Raw genomic sequence first — 23,421 nt, 5'->3', positions numbered from 1 at the left:
GACCGCTTGGGCGCGGTGCCCTGACGGTGACGTAATCAATGGGCGACCGCTGCTGCTGGAACTGAACGAAGCCAGTAAGCGGCGTTCTGCGCGCCGAGCAACGTTGTCCGCAGCCGGCTGCTGGCGCATCGACCAGCTCATCGGCGACGCCCCCGACAATGCCTGGGAGCGGCTCTCGTGCGGGATGGCGCCAAAGGCCCCCGAATCTATGACTCGGCAGCGGCCCAGCTGGCCGCCGTCTTCTTCTCTGACGGACTGCACGCGGGATGAACGACTACCGCCCCTTGAGCGCGGCGTGGCCTACCGCTTCATCAAGGTCTCCGAATGCCCAGCATCCGGCCGATTGGCTGCTGCGCTGGCCGGGCGAGCCTCGCGGGAGCGGCTCCGCACGCTACCCAGCCTTCATCCACACCCCCGTAGCGCCTCTGGAGTCGATCAACAACAAGGCATGCCAATCACCGCAGAACCATCCAAAAGGCAGGCAGCCGCGAAACACCTAAGTCGCCTGGCCACTTTTGCACCCTTGACCACGACCATCGCCAGCAGTTAACTGAAAACGATTATCACTTCTAGCTGTCGCCTTGTGTCTGGAGTGACGTGATGGCCGATCGGCTTGCCTTTCCACGCTCGAACAAGATCCACGGCAACACCACGGACTGGATGACCAACGTTTCGGAAGTGCGTCAGCGCATCTGCGAGCTGACCGGCCTGCCGTCCGACGAAGTCACCGACGAGGTCGACCTGTTCGCGCTCGGCATGGACTCGATCTTCGTGATCCGGATGGCCGGCATACTCCGTCGGCACGGTGTCCGGGTCAGTTACGGCGACCTGGCCGACAAGCCCACCCCGGCCGCATGGTGGGCGCTCATACAGCAGCGGCGCGGTGACGGCACCGCGACGGCCGTCGCCCGTCCGGTGCACGTTGATGAATCGGCGCCCTTCCCGCTGGCCGCCATGCAGCACGCCTTCTGGATCGGGCGGGCGCCGAGCCAGGAGCTCAGCGGTGTTGCCGCGCACTTCTACACCGAGTTCCAGACCAGTACGGGGGCCGCCGGGGAAGGGGGCGGCGGGCTCGATCCTGGACGACTGGAGCAGGCGGTGCGCCGCCTGCAGGAGCGCCACGGCATGCTACGGGTCAGGATCGGCGCCGACGGCACCCAGCGCATCGACGAGCGTTCCAGCTGGCCCGGACTGACCACGCACGACCTCCGTGACTGTCCCGCCCAGGAAACCGCAGCGCGGCTCGATGCGATCCGTTCACGGCTGTCCCACCGGGTCATGGACATCTCCGCCGGCGAGGTCTTCGACGTCCAGCTCTCCTTGCTCGGCAACGGTGCCACCCGGATGCACGTCAACCTGGACATGGTCGCCGCGGACGCCCTCAGCCTGCGCAACCTCCTCGCCGATCTGGCCCACCTCTACGAGCGGCCGGACGAACCGCTGCCGCCCATCGACTACAGCTATCCTCGCTACCTCGCCGAACGCGCGACGATCCGCCGGCACACGCGGAACGAGGCCCGGGACTGGTGGCGCGAACAGCTCGCCGAACTGCCCGGTGCACCTACCCTGCCGGTCCACTCCGACGAGGCGACCGGTCCCACGGTCACGCGGCGCCACCACTGGCTCTCCCCCGAGGACACCCAACGGCTGCGGAAGCGGGCCAAGGAACACGGTGTGACACCGGCCACCGCCCTCGCCACCGTGTTCGCCGAAACCGTCGGCGCATGGAGTTCGGCCGACCGATTCCTGCTGAACCTGCCGGTCTTCGACCGGGAGCCGCTGAACGAGGACGTCGACAAGCTCGTCGGCGACTTCTCCAGCTCGGTCATGCTCGACGTCGACCTGTCGCAGGCCGTGCCCTTCGCCGAGAGGGCGAGCCGAATACAGGCCCGGCTGCGGGAGACCTCCAGCCACGCCGAGTACACCGGCATCGAAGTGCTGCGCGACCTGAGCAGGCATGGCGGCGGTGACAGAGTCCTCGCCCCGGTCGTCTACACCAGCGCGCTGGACCTCGGGGACCTCTTCAGCCCGGACGTGCGCCACTGCTTCGGCGAGCCGTGCTGGATCATCTCCCAGGGCCCGCAGGTCTGGCTCGATGCCCAGGTCACCGAGTTCAACGGCGGAATCCTGGCCAACTGGGACGCGCGCGACTCGGTGTTCCCGGCCGGGATGCTCGACGCAATGTTCAACGCCTACGTCGACCTGGTCCAGGGGCTGCTCGACGACGCGGCCCGTTGGTCCGAGCCCGTACCTCCGATGCTGCCGGCCGAGCAGCGCACCGTGCGGGAGCGGGTCAACGACACCGAGGGCGCCACCCAACACAGTTTGCTCCACGAGCGGTTCTTCGCACACGCCCGGTCCGCACCGGACCGGACCGCGTTGCTGTGGGGCAAGGACGGCTCTATGTCCTACGGCGAGCTGTCCGTACGAGCACTGCGCGTTGCCCAGCTGTTGCGGGGCCGGGGCGTGACGCCCGGCGACAGCGTCGGCGTGACCCTCCCCAAGGGCCCCGACCAAGTGGTCGCCGTCCTCGGCGTCTTGGCCTCGGGAGCCTCGTACGTGCCGTCCGGAGTGGACGTGCCGCCGGCCCGGCGCGCTGAGGTGTACCGCACGGCGGGGGTCAAGTTCGTACTCACCGACCAGGCGAACGCGGCTCGTCCGCAGTGGCCGACCGGCGTGGAGCCGTTGCTCGTCGAGGATTCGGCCGGGTGCGAGCCGGTGCAGGCCCCGGTGCCGGTCGATCCAGAATCGGTCATGTACGTGATTTTCACGTCCGGTTCGACAGGAGTGCCCAAGGGTGTTGAGGTTCCGCACCGGGCCGTGGCCAACACCGTTGACGCGGTGAACGACCAGTTCGGTATCGGCGCCGCCGACCGCACCATCGCCTTGTCCGCGCTGGACTTCGACCTTTCGGCGTACGACCTGTTCGCCTTCCTCGGCTACGGCGGCAGCGTCGTCGTGCTGGACGAGGCTCAGCGCAGGGACGCCGCCGCCTGGGCCGAGCTCATCCGTCGATGGGATGTCACCGTACTCAGCGCCGTCCCGGCACTGCTGGACATGCTGCTGGTCGCCGGAGAGGAAGCGGGCCTCGGAGACACCCTCCGGGTGGTGATGCTCGGTGGCGACTGGGTGACCGTCGACCTGCCGCCGCGGCTGCGGGCGCTCGTCCCTGGCTGCCGGTTCGCCGGCCTCGGCGGAATGACCGAGGCGGCCATCCACGCCACCGTGTGCGAGGTCGACACCGTGGACCCCGCCTGGCGCGCGGTTCCGTACGGCGTGCCGCTGCGTAACGTGGCCTGCCGCGTGGTGGACAGCAGAGGGTGGGACTGCCCGGACTGGGTTCCCGGCGAACTGTGGGTCAGCGGAGCCGGGGTTGCCCACGGCTACCGCGGTGATCCTGACCGCACCGCGGAGAAGTTCGTCGAATACGGCGGCCGTCGCTGGTACCGCACCGGTGATCTCACCCGTTATCTGCCGGACGGCACACTGGAGTTCCTGGGCCGCACCGATCACCAGGTCAAGATTCGTGGGCACCGGATCGAGCTCGGCGAGATCGAGTCCGTTCTGACCGGCCATCCGCACGTGGACAAGGCCGTCGCCACCGTCGTGCGGACCGCCTCACGGCAGTTGGCGGCGGCCGTGGTGGCCCACGCACCAACCGACGCGGACGCCCTGCGTGCCTGGCTTGGTGACCGACTGCCGGGCTATATGGTGCCCGAGCACATCACGGTCCTCGACGCGTTTCCGATCACCCCCAACGGCAAGGTCGACCGCAAAGCCATCAACAAGGTGCTGCAGGAGAGCAGCGACCGCACCGACAACGGGTACCAGTCACCGGCCGGCCCGATCGAGCAGGCCGTCGCCTCGCTGTGGTGCGAACTGCTGGGCGTCGACCGCGTCGGACGTGGCGACGACTTCTTCGCACTGGGCGGCGACAGCCTGCTGGCCACCCGGTTGATGCGCCGGCTGCGCGAGGACGGCCTGCACGGCGCCGAACTCGCCGACCTGTTCACCAAACCCGTCCTGCGTGACTTCGCCGCACCGCTCGCCCAAGGTGCTGCCGAGGCACCCGTGCACGTGCGTGCGGACCTCGGCCAACGGCACGATCCCTTCCCGCTCACCGATGTTCAGCGGGCCTTCTGGATCGGACGTGACGAGCGCATTCCGCTCGGTGGCGTCGGCTCCTACTTCTACCTCGAGTTCGACGGCGACGACGTCGACCTCGGCCGCCTGGAGGAGGCGTGGAACCGGCTGATCGCCAGGCACGAGATGCTGCGGGCGGTCATCACACCCGAGGGAACGCAACGCATCCTTCCCGAGGTGCCGCGCTATCGCATCCGGACCATCGACGCGGGGCACCGGCCGGAAGCGGCACTGCACCGGTTGCGGCAGTCGGCGTCGCACCATCTGGTGGACACCGGAACTTGGCCGCTGTTCGACATCCGTGCGGCGCGTTACGTCAGCGAGGGCCGGCAGCGCACCCGGGTCTGCGTCGGTCTGGACAGCATCGTGATGGACGGGCGCAGCATCATGGTGCTCTACACCGAGTGGGACCGGCTGTACGCCGACCTCGACGCGGAACTCCCCACACTCGTCCTCTCCTTCCGCGACTACGTGCTCCAAGCCCGGCCGGACCCGAAGCGGCTGGCCGAGGCCGAGTCCTACTGGCGTCAAACGATTGATCAGCTGCCCCCCGCGCCACGGCTCCCACTCGTCAAGGACCCCGCCGCGATCGGCAAGCCGGTGTTCCACCGACTGCATCACTACGTCGACGACAGGACATGGACCAGGCTCTCCGAGAGCGCCCGCGCGCACGGGCTCACGCCCAGCGTGGTGCTCCTCGCGTGCTACGCCGAGGTGCTCGGCGAGTGGAGCGACCAGCGGGAACTGACGGTCAACATGACCCTGTTCGACCGGCGCGACGTGCATCCCGACATCGACAGGATCGTCGGCGACTTCGCCTCGCTCCTGCTCGTACGACACCGGTGTGGCGAGGGAGAGGCATTCGCCGCGGCCGCTCGCCGGCTGCAGGAGCAACAGGGCCGGGATCTCTCCCACCGGGAAGCCTCCGGGGTGTGGGTGCTGCGCGAGCTGGCCAGGCGCTCGGGATCAGCGTCCGCGGCTGTCCCGGTGGTCTTCACCAGTGTTCTGGGAATCGGAGAGGATGCCTCGCTCGACCTCTCCGGCGGATTCCCGCCACAGGTGTACGGCGTCACGCAGACGCCCCAGGTGTGGCTGGACAACAAGGTGGCGCGATCCCGTGGCGGGATCACCATCGACTGGGACGTCGTGGACGACCTCTTCACGGAGGGGCTCACCGACGCGATGTTCGACAGCTATGTCCGCCTCGTCGAGTCCCTCGCCGACGTCGACTGGTCCGCGCCGCTGCCGCCGGTGCTGACCGAGGAACACCGCGCGCTGCGGGACAGTGCCCATGCGCAAGCCCGTAGCGCCCAGGCGGACCCGGTCGTCGGCCGGCTGCCCGATCCTGCGCCCGGTCCTTCCGAAGCGGACGATGCGGCGGGTGGTTTCCAGGAGCCCGCAGGCACTGCCGAACAAGCGGTCGCGCGGCTGTGGCAGGAAGTGCTCGGAGTGGAGCGGGTCGGAAGGACCGACAGTTTCTTCGCGCTCGGTGGCGACAGCATTCTCGCCACCCGCCTGATGACCAGGCTGCGTGCCGAGGGGCTGTCCGGTGCGGAGCTCGCCCGCCTGTTCACCAACCCGGTGCTGCATGAGTTCGCCGCGACCATCACCCCTGGCGCGGCTCGTGCCACGGCGGCACTCGCCGCCGACGAGGAGCACCGCCACGATCCGTTCCCGCTCACCGACATCCAGGCGGCGTACTGGCTCGGCCGTTCCCCGGACTTCGTGCTCGGCGGGATCGGCGCTCAGCTCTATGTCGAGTACGAGCGGGAAGGGCTCGACCTGGCGCTGCTCGAATGGGCCTGGAACCAACTGGTGGCACGGCACGAGATGCTGCGCGTGGTGGTCGAGCACGACGGCACCCAGCGCATCCTGCCGAAGGTACCGCAGTACCGCATCCCGGTCATCGAGGCCGGTGACTCACCGGAAGCGGACCTGGAGCGGGTGCGCGAGCAGATGTGCCACGGCACGATCGATTCCGCGACCTGGCCGCTGTTCGACATCAGGGTGGTCAGGTACGGCGAGGACAAGGCGCGCCTCTGCGTGGTGTTCGACAATATCGCCACCGACGGCCTGAGCATCCTGACACTGCTCGCGGAATGGGACCGGCTGTACCGCGATCCCGACGCCGACCTGCCTGAAGTCGGTGTCTCCTTCCGCGACTACGTGCTCGGTGCGACGCCGGAACCGGAAACGTTGGAGCGGGTTCTTTCCTACTGGCGCGGGCGCATGGCCGACCTGCCGCCCGGCCCACGGCTACCGCTGCGGGTGCAGCCGGGCGAGATCGGCCGGCCCCACTTCGTACGGCGGGAACGACGCCTGGACAGCGCGACGTGGCAGGCCATCACCGCGCGGGCCCGTGCGCACGGGCTGACCCCCAGCGTGGTCCTGCTCTCCTGTTACACCCGGATTCTCGGCGCGTGGAGCGCCCGTCGTGACCTAACCGTGAACCTGACGCTGTTCGACCGGCGCGACGTGCACCCGGACATCAACAGGGTGGTCGGTGACTTCACCTCGCTGCTGCTGGTCGCCGACCGGCCGGAGGAGGGTGAGAGCTGGCTCGATCGCGCGCGGCGGCTGCAGGAGCAGGTCTGGCGCGACCTCGACCACCAGGAGGTGTCCGCGGTCCGGGTGCTGCGTGAGCTGGCCAGGGAGAACGCCGCCCTCGCCGAACCCGTGCCTGTGGTGTTCACCAGCATGCTGGGAGTCGACGACTCATTGGCGCAGTCGGTGCGCTGGCCCGACCACACACGTTCGCAGACCCCCCAGGTATGGCTCGACCACCAGGTCATCGAGCTGCCGGACGGGCTGCTGCTGAGCTGGGACTCGGTCGACGAGCTGTTCCCGTCCGGAGTGGTCGACGCCATCCTGGACGCCTACCACGAGCTGCTGGTGTGGCTGGCCGACGGTGACTGGACCCGCGCGGCGCCCGAGTCGCTGCCCGAGGGGCAACGGGCCGTACGCGAGCGGGTCAATGACACGCGTGGGGCCGAGCCGGAGGACGCGCCCGGCGGCGGCCTGCTGCACGGCGGCTTCTTCGAGGTCGCTGCGGCCGACCCGGAGCGTACGGCTCTGATCTTCGGTGACGGGCAACGGCTCTGCTACGGGCCCCTTGGCGACTGGGCGCGCCGGATCGCCCGAATGCTCATCCAGCACGGCGTACGCGTGGGCGACCCGGTCGCGGTGAGCCTGCCGAAGGGGCCGGCGCAAGTGGCGGCCTTGCTCGGCATCCTGGCGGCCGGAGCCGCTTACGTACCCGCCGCCGTCGACCAACCACCGTTGCGCAGGCAGCGCATCCTTGCCCGCGCGGACGTCCGGCTGTTGCTCGGCGACGACGAAACGCCGGAGCCCGACGGCGTACGCCTGCTGCGGATCCGCGATGCCGAGCGGCACTCACCGGTCGGGGAGATCCGCGGGTCCGCGGACGGGCTCGCCTATACCGTGTTCACCTCGGGTTCCACCGGAGAGCCGAAGGGCGTCGAGATCACCCACCGCAGTGCGGTGAACACACTCGACGATCTCCGCTGCCGCTACGCCATCGACCGGGACGACCGCGTACTCGCGGTGTCGGCCGTCGACTTCGACCTGTCCGTGTTCGACGTGTTCGGGCTGCTGGGCGCCGGCGGGGGCGTCGTACTCATCGAGGAGGACGACCGCCGCGACCCGCAGCGCTGGCTGCAACTGCTGCACGAGCACCAGGTGACCATATGGAACACCGTGCCCGCCGTGCTCGACATGCTGCTCACCGTCGCGGAGTCGGGCCGGGGCCTCCCCCGCTCCCTCCGTCTCGCGCTGGCCTCGGGCGACTGGGTCGGCATGGACCTGCCGGACCGGCTGCGCCGGCAACTGCAGGACGGCAACTGCCGCTTCGTCGCACTGGGCGGCGCGACCGAGGCGTCGATCTGGTCCAACGCATTCGAGGTCGAGGCCGTCGCCCCGGAGTGGGCCTCGATTCCGTACGGCTTCCCCCTGCGCAACCAGCGATTCCGCGTGGTGGACGAGGCCGGGAGTGACCGTCCCGACTGGGTCACCGGCGAACTGTGGATCGGCGGAACGGGCGCCGCACGCGGCTATCGCGGTGACCCGGAGCTCACCGCGGCCCGGTTCGTCGAGCACGACGGCACCCGCTGGTACCGGACCGGCGACCTCGGGCGCTACTGGCCGGACGGCACGCTGGAGTTCCTGGGCAGGCAGGACGACCAGGTCAAGGTCCGGGGACACCGGATCGAACTCGGCGAGATCGAGGCAGCCGTATCGGCACATCCCGGCGTGGCACGGGCCGTGGCCGTCGCGGTGGAAGGGCGTGGCGGCAAACGGCTGGTCGCCTTCGTCCAGCCGAGCGGAGACGGCGACCTGGCCGCGTTCCCCCGGCACCTTGCCGACCGCCTGCCGGCGTACGCGATCCCGGAGATCATCGCCGTGACGGAGTTCCCGCTGACGGCCAACGGCAAGGTCGACCGCACCGCCCTCATCAGCGGGGTCGGGCCCCTTGAGGGGAAACCCACCGACGAGCCGCCGGCCACCGATCGTGAACGGGAACTCGCCGCCCTGTGGGCTGAGTTGCTGGATCACGCGCCGGCGCAGCGCCACGACAACTTCTTCGCGCTCGGCGGTGACTCACTCAGCGCGACGCGACTGATCCAACGAGTCGACCGCATCTACGGCGTCTCCCTGTCGCTCCGCGACTTCTTCGCCACCCCCACCATCGCGCACCTTGCCGACGCCGTCGCCGAGGCGATCACCGAGCAGCGCGTAGGCACCGACCTGGAAGAGGGCAGCCTGTGAACGTCACCGACCTGGTCACCGAACTGAAGAACCTCGGCGTCCGGCTGTGGGCCGACGACGGCAACCTGCGATTCCGCGCGCCCCGCGGCGTACTGACGGAAGAGCGCCGCGCGACGCTGGCCCAAAACAAGGAGGAGGTGCTGCGCCTGCTGGAGCGCGACGCGGCCTTCCCGCGACTGCGACCGGACCCGGCGGGGCGCCACGATCCGTTTCCCCTCACGCCGGTCCAGTCGGCGTACCTGCTCGGCCGGCACCGTGCGTTCGCCTACGGCGGTATCGCGTGTACCAGCTACCTGGAGGTCGAGTTCACCGGCATCGCACCGGAGCGGGTCGAGGCCGCGTGGAACACGCTGGTCCGCCGCCACGACATGCTGCGCGCCGTCGTTCACGGCGACGGGTACCAGCGCGTACTCCCTGAGGTCCCGCACTATCGGATACCCGTCATCGACCTGCGCGGCGCCACGGAGCAGCGGCTCGAAGCCCACCTGGACGCCTGCCGCGGTGAGCTGACCGGACAGGCCGGGGACACCGCCGAATGGCCGCTGTTCGCTCTGCGTATCACGCGTGCCGAGCACGCCACCATCCTGCACATGGCGGTCGAGTTGATGGTGGTCGACGCGGCGAGCCTGCAGGCACTGCTCGCCGAACTGGACGGTCTGCTCCATGGCGATCAGGGCCCTGGAACGGAGTCGGAGATCACGTTCCGGGACTATGTGCTCGCCGAGCAGCAGATGCGCAGCGGGCCTCGGTACCAGCGTGACCGGCAGTACTGGCTCGACCGGATCGACGAGCTGCCGCCGGCTCCGGCGTTGCCGGTGGCCGAGCGCGATGAACCGGCCGGACCCGTGCGGTTCGACCGGCTGCACCGGTGGCTGTCCGACGCCGAGCTGACCGGCCTGCGACAGCGGGCGAAGGCCCACGGCGTCACTGTGTCCGCGATCGCGCTGGCCGCCTACGCGGAGGTCATCGGCCGGTGGAGCCGCCACCGCCGGTTCACGCTCAACCTGCCGTTGTTCAACCGGCTGCCGCTGCACGACGACGTCGACGCCCTGATCGGTGACTTCACCTCGGTCAACCTCCTGGCGGTCGACCTGGACGAGCAGGACAGCTTCGCCGAGCGGGTGCGGGCGATCTCCGCCCGGCTGTTCGAGGACCTCGACCATCGGCTGTTCACCGGCGTGGAAGTCCTGGCGGAACTGACCCGTAGGGCCGGGTCTCCGGCCCTGATGCCGGTGGTGTTCACCAGCACCGCCGGCCTGGGCACCGAGATGGCTTCGCCGGCTCCGCGGGGCCGGATACGGCGTGGTCTCACCGAGACGCCCCAGGTGTGGATCGACTGCCAAGTGACCGAGCACGCGGGCAGTCTGATGCTCGGGTGGGACGTGAGGCGGGGCGTCCTGCCGGACGGCGTGGCCAAGGACGCGTTCGACGCGTTCGCCGGGCTCGTGCGGGCCCTGGCCACCAGCGACGAGGCATGGAACGAGCGCTGTCCGGTCGCGCTGCCGGTAACGCAACGGCTGCGCCGCGACCGGGTCAACGACACCGTGGTCGAGCGGACCGAGCGGTTGCTGCACGAGCCGGTGTTCGCCCGTGCCGCGGAGAACCCGGCGGCTCCCGCCGTGCTGGCCCCGGGCAACGCGCTCAGCTTCGGTGAGCTCACCGCCCGTGCGGCCGCGCTCGCGGAAACGCTGCGGGCCGGGGGGTGCGCTCCCGGCGAGCGTGTCGCGGTGGTGATGGACAAGGGGCCCGAGCAGGTCATCGCCGTACTGGGTGTGCTGGCCGCCGGCGGGGTGTACCTCCCGATCGATGCCGGCCAGCCTGCCGCCCGCAGGGACCGCATCCTTGCCGACGCCGGCGTCCGGGTCGCGCTCGTACAGGACGGGACCGAGGCGGCATCGGACCTGCCGGTGCAAGCCGTCACCGTCACTGCCGCCGTCGACACGGCGGACGAGGCGGCATCCGGTGGCCCGCACGCGGCCGGGTCGGTCGAGCCCGACGCCCCCGCCTACGTCATCTACACCTCCGGCTCCACCGGGGAGCCGAAAGGCGTCGTGGTCAGCCACCGCGCGGCGGCCAACACCATCGACGACATCAACCGGCGCTTCGCCCTCGCCCCTGCCGACCGTGTGCTCGGCATCGCGAATCTGGGCTTCGACCTGTCGGTGTGGGACATCTTCGGCGTGCTGGCCGCCGGGGGCACGCTCGTGCTGCCCGAGCCGCGCCGGGCGGCGGATCCGTCGCACTGGGCCGAACTGATCCGCGACCACCGCGTCACGCTGTGGAACTCCGTCCCCGCTCAGTTGCAGATGCTGCAGGACTACCTGGATTCCGAACCCGCCGCCGATGCGGCTTCGGTGCGGCTGGCGTTGCTGTCCGGTGACTGGATCCCGGTCGCTCTTCCCGACCGGGTACGGAAGCGGAACCCCGGCATGCGCGTGGTCAGCCTCGGCGGCGCCACGGAGGCCGCGATCTGGTCGATCTGGCACCCGATCGAGGAGGTGCCGCCCCACTGGCGCAGCATTCCGTACGGAACCCCACTGGAGAACCAGACGTTCCACGTCCTCGACGACGTCCTCGAGGACTGTCCCGACCACGTGACCGGCGGGCTGTACATCGGCGGCAGTGGACTCGCCAAGGGATACCTCGGCGACGAGCGGCGTACGGCGGAACGATTCATCATCCATCCGCGCACCGGGGCTCGCCTCTACCGCACCGGTGACCTGGGCAGGTACCTGCCCGACGGGGCGATCGAATTCCTCGGCCGTGAGGACACCCAGGTCAAACTGCGCGGGCACCGCGTCGAGCTGGGCGAGATCGAGGCCGCCATGCGGTCGCATCCGGCGGTCGCCGACGCCGCGGTGCTCGTCCTCGGTGAGCGCGACGCCCGCCACCTCGTGGGCTTCGCCGAACTGGCCACGAGGGCACCTGGACCGGAACCGGCGCACACCGAAGTGATCACCGCCGCCGGCACCGCCTCCGCGAAGGTCGAGGAGGAGCTCAACGGCGAGGACTTCGTCGCCCTGATGCGTGCCGTGGACGAGGTGGCGGTCCTGTCGATCGCGGCACGGCTGCGCGGCGACGGGCTGTTCGCCACCGAGTCCGCCGGTCACGACCTCGACGAGATCGCGGCGGCCACCGGGGTCTCCTCCGCGCAGAGCGGCTTGCTGCGCCGGTGGATGAGCGCTCTCGTCCACGCCGGAGCAGTCAGCCTGGATACCGGCTCAGGACGCTACCGCGGGCTGGTGGGCGCGACGGCCGAGGACATCCGGGCCGCCTGGCAGCGGATCGACGACCTGAACAGCAGGGTCGGTTACGGCGCGGCGACCCTGGACTACATCCGCACCTGCAGTGGACGCCTCGACGAACTCCTCGACGGCCGCCTCGATGTGCGCGAACTGCTTTTTCCGGGCGGGGAGGTCGGCGCGGCCCACGCGGTGTACCGGGACAACCTGGTCGGCCGGAGCGTGCACCGGATGGTGATCGCGGCTGTCCGCGCCATCGCCGCCGGGCAGCCCGAGCGGCCGCTGCGCATCCTTGAGGTGGGCGCCGGCATCGCCGGAACCAGCAGTGACCTGATTCCCGCACTCGCGGAGTTCGAGCCGGACTACCTGTTCACGGACATCTCCGAGTTCTTTCTCAGCGAGGCACGCGGCAAGTTCGCCGACTACCCGTGGGTGCGGTACGGCAGGTTCGACATCAACGCCGATGCCCGCAGCCAGGGCATGCTGCCCAACACCGCCGATGTGATCCTGTGCGCCAACGTGCTGCACAACTCGCGCAACGCGGGTGAGGTCCTCGCGGGCCTGCGCGAGATTCTCGCGCCGGGCGGCTGGCTGGTCTTCCTGGAACCGACGAAGCAGCACAACTACCCGCTACTGGTGTCAATGGAGTTCGAGTTCTTCAGCGAACTGACCCACTTCACCGACCTGCGCAAGGACACCGATCAGGCGTTCTTCACCAGGAGCCAGTGGCTGGGACTGCTGCACGAGGCCGGGGCGCGCGATCCGCTGTGCCTGCCGCCGACCGACCATGCTCTCGCCAAGTCGGGCCAGGGGGTGTTCCTGGCGCAGTTCAACACCGATCACGTGGGGGTCACGACCGCGGAACTGGGCGAGTATCTCGCCGACCAGCTGCCCGCCTACATGGTACCGGGGCACCTCCAGTTGCTGGACGCGCTCCCGAGGTCGGCGAACGGCAAGACGGACAGGGCGACACTGGCCGCCTGGGCGCCCGACCGCGACGGCGGTGCCCGCACCGAGGAGATCGAGGAACCCGTCGATGACCTGGAACGGCGGATCGCCGCGCTCTGGGCAGAGATGCTCGGCTCCGACCGCATTGGTCGTGGCCAGGACTTCTACTCCCTCGGCGGCGACTCCCTGCTGCTGTCCCGCATGGTCGGTCGCCTCCGCGAACGCGAACCGGAGGCGGCGGAACTGGAGTGGCAGGAACTCTTGCGGCACATGCTGCAGGACGCGACGGTACGTGGCCTCGCCGCGTACCTGCGCTCCACGACGGACACGAAGGACCGTCCGAAGCCTGCCCGATCAGGCGTCCTGCGGCTGAGCGACGCCACCGGGAACGGCGCCGACGAGGGCGCGGCGACCTGGGTGCTGGTGCACGGTGGTTCGGGAACCCTCCAGCCGTACCAGCCGCTGCTGCCGCACCTGCGGGCGGCGCACCGTGGCCCGCTGGTCGGTGTGCAGGTGGACGACTACGACCGGTATCTGGCCCTGCCCCCGGATGCGGTCATCGACCGGCTCGCCGCCGACTACGCCCGGGAACTGCTGGACGCAGGCGACCGCTTTCGGGTCATCGGCTACTGCGTCGGCGGTCTGCTGGCCACCGAGATCGCCCGCACGCTCACCGAGGCGGGGGCCGGCGTGGAAGAGCTGACCGTCATCAGCTCGTACCGCCCGCCCGCGGTCGACGACGAGCTGATGGTGGAGTACGTGTTCGCCCTGGCCATGGGCACCGACCTGGCAGCAGCCGGGCTGCCCGCGGACCCGGATGCCTTCAGCGGTGCCGTGCGCTCGATCCTGGACATGACGCCGGACCGGATACCCGATGGCGCGCTGGCCGGCCTGGACGGCTCCTTCGCCGAAGTCGGCGCACACTTCCGGGCGCTGGCCCTGCGCTCGCAGGAGGACCGGCTCGCCGCCCTTCACCGCGCCTCGGCCGCCGGTGGTGCGTACAACGCGGGCAATCACTCCCTGGAGGAGTTCACGCGCTACTACGCGGTGTTCCGGCAGAGCATGCACGCGGTTTCGCGGCACCGGCCCGAGCCCTATCTGGGGCCGGTGACGCTGCTGCGCAACAGCGACTCCTCCACGCTGCTGCCGGGCACCCGCGCCGATGTCGGCGCGTTCTGGCGGAGTATCTGCGTCGGTGAGCTGACCGTGCACGACATCCCCGGTGACCACTTCGGCTGTGTGTCGGCCCCGAACGCGCCGGGCCTCGGTGCCCTGCTGACCGGAGTCAAGCGGTGACCGGCCCCGTCGCGGTGCTCGGCGCCACTGGGCTCGTCGGGCGGGCGGCTGTGCGGATGCTGCGGTCCAGCGGGATCGCAGACTTGCGCGTCGGCGCTCGTGACGTACGACGGTTGCACGACGTGGCCAAGGGCGCCGAGTCGGTTCAGGTGGACGCCGGTGACCCCGCGTCCGTGGCCCGGTTCTGCGCGGGCGCCCGTCTGGTGCTCAACTGCGCGGGCCCCTCCTATCTGTTGCTGGACAGGGTGGGCAGGGCCGCACTCGCCGCGGGCGCCCACTACGTCGACGTGTCGGGGGACGGCCCCGCGTATCACCTGCTCGCGGGCTCCGGCCCGGTGGTGGGCTCCTTGGGCTCCCGCACGGCGGTGCTCTCGGCAGGCATGCTGCCGGGGCTGGCCAACCTGGTGCCGCACTTCCTCGTCGGTGGCCGGCTCGCCGGTGCGGCACTGGTGGTGTACGCCGGCGGCATCGAGCGGTTCAGCCGCGCCTCAGCCGGTGACCTCGTGCTCTCCGTGGACGGCGCGGACGGGGCGGAGCAGGGCGCGCACTGGTACGGCGAGGCTCTTGCCGCCTGGCGGGACGGCCGCCGGGTCACCGGGGCACTGCCGGTGGTCCAGGACACCGAGATCCCGTACTTCCCGGGACGGGTCACGACGATGCCGTTCCTGACCGCCGACTCCGTCCGCCTGGCGCGCTCGACCGGACTGGCCTCGCTCGATTGGTACAACGTCTTCACCGGAACCCAGCTCCGGCTGAGCCTGGGTCGGCTGCGCGGACGCGTGTCCCGGGAACCGGCGGCACTGGCCACCGCCATCGAGGAGGTCACGGCGGCCGGCGAGGTCGACCGCGCGGGCCAGGACCCGTACTACCTCATGGCCTTCACCGTGGTCACCGGCCCCACCGCGCGGACCGCGGTCCTGCGCACCCCGAGCAGCTTCCGGTTGACCGCTGCCACAGCCGTACTCGCCGTACGGGCGGTGCTGGACGGCGCCGTACCGCCCGGCCTGCACTTCGCCGACGAGGTGCTCCACCCGGAATCCACCCTGCGTGGAGTGCGTGAGCTCGGTGCCCTGCCCGTACTTGACGTCCACGACCACGACCCGGAGACCCGACCCATCGAGGAAGGGATGCTGTGAGTACCCCAGGAAAGCCACGCGTAGTGGTCTGTGGCACCTCGTTCGGCCGTGTCTACCTGCGTGCGGTGCACGCCGACCCGGCCGTGGAACTGGCCGGTGTGCTGTCGAAGGGCAGCACGGCGTCGCAGCAGTACGCGGCGGCATACGACGTGCCGTGCTACCAGGACCCCGGCGAGTTGCCCGATGACATCGACATCGCCTGTGTCGCCGTACGGGCGGGAGTGGCAGGCGGATCGGGCGCCGAACTCTCCCAGCGGCTGATGGCCAGGGGAATCCACGTCCTTCAGGAACACCTGCTGCACCCCGACGAGCTGGCCGCGTGCCTGAGCACCGCACAGCAGCACGGCGTCCGGTACCGGCTGAACGCCTTCTATCCGCACGTCGACGCCATCCGGCGGTTCCTTGCCGCTGCCGAGATCCTGCGCCGCCGGCAACGTCCCCTGTTCGTCGACGCCGTTGCCGGCGTCCAGGTCCTCTACCCGCTGGTCGACGTGATCGGACGCGCGGTCGGCAGCCTGCGGCCGTGGCGTTTCGCCGAAGCGTCGGCCCCGCCGCCGGCACTGGCGGCTCTCGCACACAACCCGGGCCCGTACACCCACCTGCACGGGGTCATCGGTGCGACGCCGGTGTCCCTGCGCGTACAGAACCAGATCCACCCGGCTGACGCGGACAACCACGCCCTGCTGCTGCACCGGCTCTCGCTCGCCTTCGAGGCCGGGGTGCTCACGCTCGCCGACACGCACGGACCGGTGCTGTGGAGCCCGCGCATGCACAGCGAACGTGACGACACCGGACGCCTGATCATGGAAGGCCCCGGCACCGAGCGGCTGGAAGTGCCCGGAACCGAACCTCTCGGAGAGGGCACCGGGCCCACCTTCCGGCACGTCTTCGACACGGTCTGGCCGGACGCCGTTCGTACGGCATTGGGCGAACTGCGCGCCGACATCGCCGACAAGGGCCGGTCGACAGCGGCGGGCCAGTGGGCGCTGACCGTCACCGGCATCTGGCACGACCTCACCGCCCGGCTCGGACAGCCGGAGCTCATCCATCCGCCGACGCCCGAGCCCATGGACCTCCCGAAGTTGTTCACGGCTGAGACCGCGCAGGAAGGACACCACACATGACCTCGTCCCCCAGTAGGTGGCTGCGCTGTTACCGGCCACGGCCGCCCGCGGCGGCCAAGTTGATCTGCTTCCCTCATGCCGGCGGGGCTGCGAGCGCCTACCGGGCCTGGCAGGACCGCACGGGTCAGGCCGTCGAACTGCACGCCGTGCAGTATCCGGGCAGGGAGGACCGGCTGGGTGAGCCGTTCATCGACCGGATGGACACGCTGGTCGAGGAGATCGTCGCCGCGCTCGCCACTGTGGCACTCGGCCGGTTCGCCTTCTTCGGGCACAGCATGGGTGGTGCCGTGGCGCATGAGGTCGCCCTGCGTCTGCGGGCGCTCGGGCTGGCGGAGCCGGAGCATCTGTTCATCTCCGGGCGCCAGCCGCCCCGGCATCACCGGGGCGGGATCCTGCACACCCGGGACGACCGGGCGGTGGTCGACGAGCTGGTCCGGCTCAAGCCGACCAACGCCGAACTGATGGCGGAGCCCGACCTCGCCGCGATCGTGCTGCCGGTGGTGCGCAACGACTATCGCCTGATCGAGACCTACCGGCCGACCACGGCCGCGCCGTTGCGGTGCCCGATCACGGCTCTGGTGGGCGAGGACGACACCGAGCTGACCGTGGCGCAGGCGGCGGACTGGGCCGAGTGCACCGAGGGTCGGATGCGCCTGCACACCTTCCCCGGCGATCACTTTTACCTGGTCGAGCAGCGCGACTCGGTGATCGACATCGTCCTCGACGAGCTACGGCCCGGGCCGCGCCCATCGACGTATGTCCCTCAGCTCGATGACGGAGGAGCACACCGTTGACCACCACCGCCACGCTTCCGGCGCCCGTGCGACGGACGCTCGACTCGCTGAGGGATCTCGGCGAGTTCTCCAAGGACCCGTACACGGCCATGGACCGGCTCTACCAACGACATGGGCCGGTGTGCCGACTCGGGGCCGGGCCCATCCGGTTCGCTTTGCTGCTCGGACCGGAGGCAAATCGCTTCATCCTTGACAACACCGACAAGTTCAGCTGGCAGCGAGCCTTCGCCGGCCTCGTACCACTGGCCGGGCCGGGCGCCCTGCTCGTCAACGACGGGGAGCAGCACCGGCGGCTGCGGCGGCTCGTGCAGCCCGCCTTCACCGTACGGAAGGTCTCGGGCCACATCGGGACGGTGCAGCGGCACATCGACCGGGTGGCCGGCGCGTGGCAGGTGGGCGACGTCGTCGAGGTGTACGGCGACTTCCGGGCCGCACTGCGTGACGCCACCGTCGAAAGCCTCTTCGGTGCGAGGGCCCTTGAGCGCGCCGAGGGGCTGCGTGCGCACCTGCAGACGATTCATGAGGCCATCGACACCAGCTCCCTCGTCCGCCGGGTGCAGAGTCTGGGCCTGCCGTCCTGGAAACGTGCCGTCGCGGCCCGCGAATCAGTCCGGCAGTGGGTGGTCCAGGAGATCGCGCGGCGCAGGGCCGAGGAGACACAGGCGGGGCAGCCGGACGTGCTGGCGACGCTGCTGGCCGGCCGGGAGGACGACGTTCCCGCGCTCAGCGACGACGAGATCTGCGACCAGTTGATCAGCCTTCTGGAAGCGGGCGCCGAGACCACCTCGGCGACCTTCGCCTGGGCGCTGCACTGCGCGCTGGCCGATCGCGCTGTGTGGGACGCGATCACCGCGGAGATCGCCGAGGTGGTGCCCGGCGAAGAGCCCATCACGGCCGAGGCGTTGAACCGGATGACCTATCTCGACCGGGTGGTGTCGGAGACGCTGCGGCTGCATCCGGCGACGGTGGTCGCCTCCCGGATGGTCGCCACCGAGCTGTCCTTCGCCGGCGAACGCTTTCCCGTGGGCTCCAAGCTGGTCTTCAGCCCGTACCACACCCACCGGCTCGACGATCTGTGGCCGGACGCGGTGCGCTTCGACCCGCGGCGGTGGGACCCCGCCGAGGCCGGATACCGCAAGCCCGAGACCCACGAGTTCCTGCCCTTCGGAGGCGGCCCGCACCGGTGCGTCGGCTCAGCGTTCGCCACCGTGGTGGTGAAGGCGGCGCTCGCCCAGGTGGCCAGGCACGCCGAGCTGTGGCTGGTGTCCAAGGACCCGGAGCCGGCAGGTCTCATCGGCATGCGCCCGAAGCACGGGCTGACGGTGCTGGTGCGTGAAACACAACGGACAAGGGAGGTTCAGCCATGACGGCCGACATGGTCGCCTGGCCGGCCGAGGATGCCGCCGCGTACCGCGCGGCGGGCTACTGGCGGGGCGAGACGTACCCCCAGTTCCTCGACCGGCTCACGAAGACGTTCGGCGACCGGACCGCCGTGGTCGACGATCGACTGCGGCTCACGTACGCCGAACTCGCCGAGCGCGCCGAACGGGTGGCACGCGGTATGCGCGACCTGGGGATCGGGGCCGGGGACCGGGTGCTGGTCCAGCTGCCCAACCGCGTGGAGTTCCTGGTGTTGTGGTTCGGACTGATGAAGCTCGGCGCGGTGCCGGTGCACGCTCAGCCGGGCCACCGGCACAGCGAGATGATCCACCTCGCCCGGCTCTCCGGGGCCACCGCATACGTCATCCCCGATGTGCACGCGCGGTTCGACTACCGCCAACTGGCCCAGACGGTCCGGGCGGCCGGCGAGGCGCTGGAACACGTCATCGTCGTCGGCGACCCTGGCGAGAGCGGCTTCACCGCCTTCGACGATCTGGCCTCGGCGTCGTCCGGCACACCGGTCTCCAGCCCCGCCGACGCGGGCGACCTGGCGCTGCTGCTGCTCTCCGGTGGCACGACCGGACTGCCCAAGCTGATTCCACGGACCCACGACGATTACCTGTACAACGCCAGGGCCGCCGCCGAGGTATGCGCCCTCGACGAGAACGCCGTGTACATGGCGACCCTGCCGGTGGCGTTCAACTACACCATGAACTGCCCCGGGGTGCTCGGCGCGCTCAGTGTCGGCGGAACCGTCGTGATGGCGGCCACCCCCGACCCCGGCTACTGCTTCGAGCTGATCGAGCGAGAAGGCGTGACGATCACGGCGATCAACCCGCAGCTCGCTCCCGTCTGGCTGGACGAGGCCGGTGTCACGGAGGCCGACCTCTCCGGCCTGCGGGTGTTGCAGATCGGCAGCGCTCGGCTCTCCGACGACGTGGCCAGGAAGATGATCGCCGGTTTCGGCTGCACCATCCAGCAGGTGTTCGGCATGGCTGAGGGCCTGCTGTGTCTGACCCGGCTGGACGACCCGGCCGAGATCATCAGTACGACGCAGGGCAGGCCCATCTCCGAGGCCGACGAGCTCCGTGTCGTGGACGGCCACGACGTCGACGTACCGGAGGGAGAGGTAGGGGAGCTGCTCACCAACGGGCCGTACACACTGCGGGGGTACTACCGCGGGCCCGAGCACGCCGGGAACTTCCTCGACGGCTTCTACCGCACCGGCGATCTGGTGCGCCGCCTCGGCTCCGGCCACGTCATCGTGGTGGGCCGCAGCAAGGACCAGATCAACCGGGGCGGGATGAAGATCGCCGCCCCCGAGGTCGAAGGGCACCTGCAGGCCCATCCAGGCATCCGGTCCGCTGCTCTGCTGCCCGCGCCCGACCCGGTTCTCGGTGAGCGGTCGGTGGCCTTCATCGTGCCGAACGGCACCGACGTGCCGAGCCGGAAGGACCTCGTCGCCTATCTCGCCGACCGCGGACTGGCCGCGTACAAAGCCCCCGACGAGGTGCGGACGCTCAGCGAGATGCCGCTGACGCCGGTGGGGAAGATGGACAAGAAGGTGCTCGCGGGACTGCTCGACGGATCAGCCGAATGAGCGCGACGCCACAGGTGCAGCGTCTCGACGAACTGCTGGCCGCAGCGGCCGTCGACCATCCCGACCGGCCCGCGGTCGTGGACGGCGACCGCACCATCCGATACGCCCGTCTGGACCGGCTGGTCGACGGCCTCGCCGATGGGCTCGTGAAGGCCGGCGTGCGGCCGGGCGATCGCGTGGGCGTGTACGTGACCAAGTCACTCGACGCACTCGCCGTTCTCTACGCGGCACTTCGGGTGGGCGCCGTCGCCGCACCGATGGAGGTGACCGACCCGCCCGAGCGAACGGCGCGCATCGTACGCAACGCCGGGCTCGACATGCTGGTCACGTCCACACGGGTGGGCACCGACGCGGCTACCGCACTGCTCGGCCCGCAACGGCCACGGGTCGTGCGGCTCGGGCCCACGCTGCAGGTGCTGGCCTTCAACGACGCCGGGCCACCGCGTGACACCGGAGGCGGGTACCTGCTGTTCACCTCCGGCAGCACCGGCACCCCCAAGGGAGTGCTGCTGTCGCACCGGAACGTGCTGCACTTCGTGGAATGGGCGGTTGGCGAGTTCGGTGCCGGGCCCACCGACCGCATCGGCTCGCAGTCCGCCCTCACCTTCGACCTGAGCACCTTCGACATCTTCGGCAGCGCGATGGCCGGCGCCTGCCTGTGCCTGATGCCCGAGCCCTACAAGTCGTTCCCTCGCGATGCCGTCCGGTGGCTGGCCGAGGAACGGATCTCACTGTTCTACGCGGTTCCGACGTTGTGGATGGCCCTGCTCGACCGGGGAGGCATCGCCGAACAACCACCGCCCGATCTACGCGTCATCGCCTTCGCCGGTGAGCCGTTTCCGCAAGCCGGCCTGCAGCGCTACACCGAGGTGTTCGCCGACCGCGCCTTCTACAACCTCTACGGCCCGACGGAAACCAACGTGTGCACCTTCGAGAAGCTGCCGAGGGACTGGTCGGCCGCCGCCGGTCTGTCCATCGGCCGCCCGATCAGCGACACGCGCGTCGAGCTCGTGGACGACGAGGGAAGGGCCGGATCCGAAGGTGAGATCGCGGTTGCCGGGCCCTCGGTCTTCCTCGGTTATCTGCAGGACGGCGAGCTGCACGAGCAGACCGTGCCGGTCGTCTCCGGTGACGGCACCACGGTTGCGGCCTACCTCACCGGCGACCTGGCCAGGTACGGGAGTGACGGCAAGCTCTACCTGCGGGGCCGCCGCGACCATCAGATCAAGCGCCGAGGCCACCGGATCGAGCTGCCTGAGATCGAAAGCGTCGTACGCGAGATTCCCGGTGTGCGTTCCTGTGCCGCCGTCTGGCGGCCCGACGTCTCCGTCCACGGCGAGATCTGGCTGTTCGTCGTGACGGACGGAGTGCCGTCGGACCAGGTTCGCCGTGCGGTGGGCTCGGTACTCCAGGCGAGCGCGCTACCCGACCGCATCGAGCTCGTGGACGCGCTCCCGGAGAACGGACGAGGAAAGATCGACCGCGAGGCCCTGGCCTCGCGGCTGACCGGCCAAGGAGTCACGCCATGAAGACAGTCGACGACCTCTGCGTCCTGATCGAGGAGAATCTGAACGACGCCGACCGGCTCGCCTCGGAGGGGATCGCAGCCGACACGCCCTTGCTCGTATCCGGGCTGCTGGATTCGCTGACCATCATGCGCATCGTGGCCCAGGTCGAGCAGCGCACGGGGATCACGTTCCCGCAAAACTCCGTGGTGGCAGCCAACTTCCGCACGCCTTTGTTGCTGTGGAACGCCATCGCCGACATTCGTGCCGGTGCCGGGCAGTGTCAGGGTGAACCGGCATGAACGCGACCTTCGCACAGAGCCCGAGCATCGAGGCCGCGGTCGACGACATGGCACTGCGAGCAGACCCGGTCGTCGCGAAGCTGGAGACATCCGGATTCCGTGACCAATGGCGAGCCGTGGCCGGACTCGGTGTCCTCGGCGACCGACAGCCTCCGGGCCAGCAGGAAACCGGTGAGCTCGGCCCCGTGACGCGGGCCGTCACCGCCATCGAAGGAATCGGTCGAGCCGGCGCCCCGGCCGGTCTGTGCTACGCCATGGCCTCACAGTGGTTCGGCCTGCAGTTCCCCCTGCGTGACGTGCTGTCCGGCCAGGCGTGGAGCGACCTGGGCGCGGTCGCGAACGGCGAGGTGCTGTTGTGCCACGCACTCACCGAGGAAGGCGGCGGGAGCGACCCCCTGGCCATGGAAACGCGCGCCGACCGGCTCGACGACGGCGGCTTCGTGCTGACCGGACGCAAGGCGTACGTCACGGCGGCCCCGGTGGCCGACATCGCGCTGGTGTTCGCCCGTACCTCGCCGGGTGCCCACCCTTTCGCCCTCTCCCCGTTCCTGGTCGACCTCGCCGCACCGGGTGTCTCCCGCAGCTCTCCCTTCCCCAAGACGGCACTCGTCGACGCCCCCATGGGGGCGCTGGACTTCGACGAGGTGCGCCTTCCCGCGAACAGCATGGTCGGCGAGGAAGGCGCAGGGCTCGCCCTGCTGACCGCCACGACGACCTGGGAACGGGGTCTGCTGCTGTCCTACGCGCTCGGGCCCATGCGCCGGGTGCTGGACAGGACCATCGCCTGGGCGACCTCCCGGCAGCACTTCGGCCGCCGCATGGGAGCCAGCCACCTGGTCGCCGGACGGATATCGGACATGGCCCTGGCGCTGTTGCGCTGCCGCCGGCTCCTGTACGGGATGGCGGAACGGCTCGACCGTGGCGTGCGTACGAACCAGCTCACCGTGGACGCCGCGCTCACCAAGATCTCCATCGCCGAGGACTATCTGTCCTTCACCCGGCACGCCGCGGCCCTCGGCGGCGTGCGCGCGTTCATCGAGGAATCCGGGCTCACCGCCGACCTGGCCGACCCCATGGCCGCCTCCACCTACGCCGGTCCCAACGACCTGCTGCGGGTGTCCGTGGCACGCGGGCTCGGGCTGCCGGTACAGAACTGACGAGGAGAG

General features: G+C 70.1%; 10 protein-coding genes. All 10 read left to right on the top strand.

Annotated features, from left to right (window positions below; all coding sequences use genetic code 11):
* Positions 1–600: 600 nt before the first annotated feature.
* Genes Q4V64_RS43940 through Q4V64_RS43895 form a run of 10 tightly spaced genes read left to right on the top strand, consistent with a single transcriptional unit; the run spans position 601 to position 23,412 of the window.
* Positions 601–8,928: a non-ribosomal peptide synthetase gene (locus Q4V64_RS43940; protein ID WP_124438064.1), complete on the top strand. Its 8,328-nt coding sequence runs from the start codon at positions 601–603 to the stop codon at positions 8,926–8,928.
* On the top strand, positions 8,925–14,414 hold the full coding sequence (locus Q4V64_RS43935; protein WP_124438065.1) for a non-ribosomal peptide synthetase: 5,490 nt from the start codon (positions 8,925–8,927) through the stop codon (positions 14,412–14,414). The genes Q4V64_RS43940 and Q4V64_RS43935 overlap by 4 nt, the downstream gene beginning before the upstream one ends.
* A complete protein-coding gene (locus tag Q4V64_RS43930) occupies positions 14,411–15,550 on the top strand; it encodes a saccharopine dehydrogenase NADP-binding domain-containing protein (RefSeq protein WP_124438066.1) in 1,140 nt (379 codons plus the stop codon). Before Q4V64_RS43935 ends, Q4V64_RS43930 begins: the two co-directional genes overlap by 4 nt.
* Positions 15,547–16,674, top strand: coding sequence for a Gfo/Idh/MocA family oxidoreductase (locus Q4V64_RS43925; protein WP_124438067.1), 1,128 nt, complete (start codon positions 15,547–15,549; stop codon positions 16,672–16,674). The genes Q4V64_RS43930 and Q4V64_RS43925 overlap by 4 nt, the downstream gene beginning before the upstream one ends.
* On the top strand, positions 16,671–17,468 hold the full coding sequence (locus Q4V64_RS43920; RefSeq protein ID WP_124438068.1) for an alpha/beta fold hydrolase: 798 nt from the start codon (positions 16,671–16,673) through the stop codon (positions 17,466–17,468). Before Q4V64_RS43925 ends, Q4V64_RS43920 begins: the two co-directional genes overlap by 4 nt.
* A complete protein-coding gene (locus Q4V64_RS43915; protein ID WP_124438069.1) occupies positions 17,465–18,835 on the top strand; it encodes a cytochrome P450 in 1,371 nt (456 codons plus the stop codon). The genes Q4V64_RS43920 and Q4V64_RS43915 overlap by 4 nt, the downstream gene beginning before the upstream one ends.
* Positions 18,832–20,448, top strand: coding sequence for an AMP-binding protein (locus tag Q4V64_RS43910; RefSeq protein ID WP_124438070.1), 1,617 nt, complete (start codon positions 18,832–18,834; stop codon positions 20,446–20,448). The genes Q4V64_RS43915 and Q4V64_RS43910 overlap by 4 nt, the downstream gene beginning before the upstream one ends.
* Complete coding sequence (locus Q4V64_RS43905; RefSeq protein ID WP_124438071.1) at positions 20,445–21,977, top strand: amino acid adenylation domain-containing protein; 1,533 nt, start codon at positions 20,445–20,447, stop codon at positions 21,975–21,977. The genes Q4V64_RS43910 and Q4V64_RS43905 overlap by 4 nt, the downstream gene beginning before the upstream one ends.
* The gene (locus Q4V64_RS43900; protein ID WP_124438072.1) at positions 21,974–22,255 is read left to right on the top strand and encodes an acyl carrier protein; all 282 of its coding nucleotides are present in this window, start codon (positions 21,974–21,976) and stop codon (positions 22,253–22,255) included. Before Q4V64_RS43905 ends, Q4V64_RS43900 begins: the two co-directional genes overlap by 4 nt.
* The gene (locus Q4V64_RS43895; protein ID WP_124438073.1) at positions 22,252–23,412 is read left to right on the top strand and encodes an acyl-CoA dehydrogenase; all 1,161 of its coding nucleotides are present in this window, start codon (positions 22,252–22,254) and stop codon (positions 23,410–23,412) included. Before Q4V64_RS43900 ends, Q4V64_RS43895 begins: the two co-directional genes overlap by 4 nt.
* Positions 23,413–23,421 lie beyond the last annotated feature (9 nt).

The sequence above is a fragment of the Streptomyces sp. NL15-2K genome (genome assembly GCF_030551255.1).
Classification (GTDB): Bacteria; Actinomycetota; Actinomycetes; order Streptomycetales; family Streptomycetaceae; genus Streptomyces.
This window is presented reverse-complemented; position numbering and strand designations above follow the sequence as displayed.

Excerpts from the sequence above, each read along its gene's own strand:
- Q4V64_RS43940 (WP_124438064.1), top strand. The coding sequence starts at position 601 with ATGGCCGATCGGCTTGCCTTTCCACGCTCGAACAAGATCCACGGCAAC.
- Q4V64_RS43920 (WP_124438068.1), top strand. The coding sequence starts at position 16,671 with ATGACCTCGTCCCCCAGTAGGTGGCTGCGCTGTTACCGGCCACGGCCG.
- Q4V64_RS43910 (WP_124438070.1), top strand. The coding sequence starts at position 18,832 with ATGACGGCCGACATGGTCGCCTGGCCGGCCGAGGATGCCGCCGCGTAC.
- Q4V64_RS43905 (WP_124438071.1), top strand. The coding sequence starts at position 20,445 with ATGAGCGCGACGCCACAGGTGCAGCGTCTCGACGAACTGCTGGCCGCA.
- Q4V64_RS43900 (WP_124438072.1), top strand. The coding sequence starts at position 21,974 with ATGAAGACAGTCGACGACCTCTGCGTCCTGATCGAGGAGAATCTGAAC.
- Q4V64_RS43895 (WP_124438073.1), top strand. The coding sequence starts at position 22,252 with ATGAACGCGACCTTCGCACAGAGCCCGAGCATCGAGGCCGCGGTCGAC.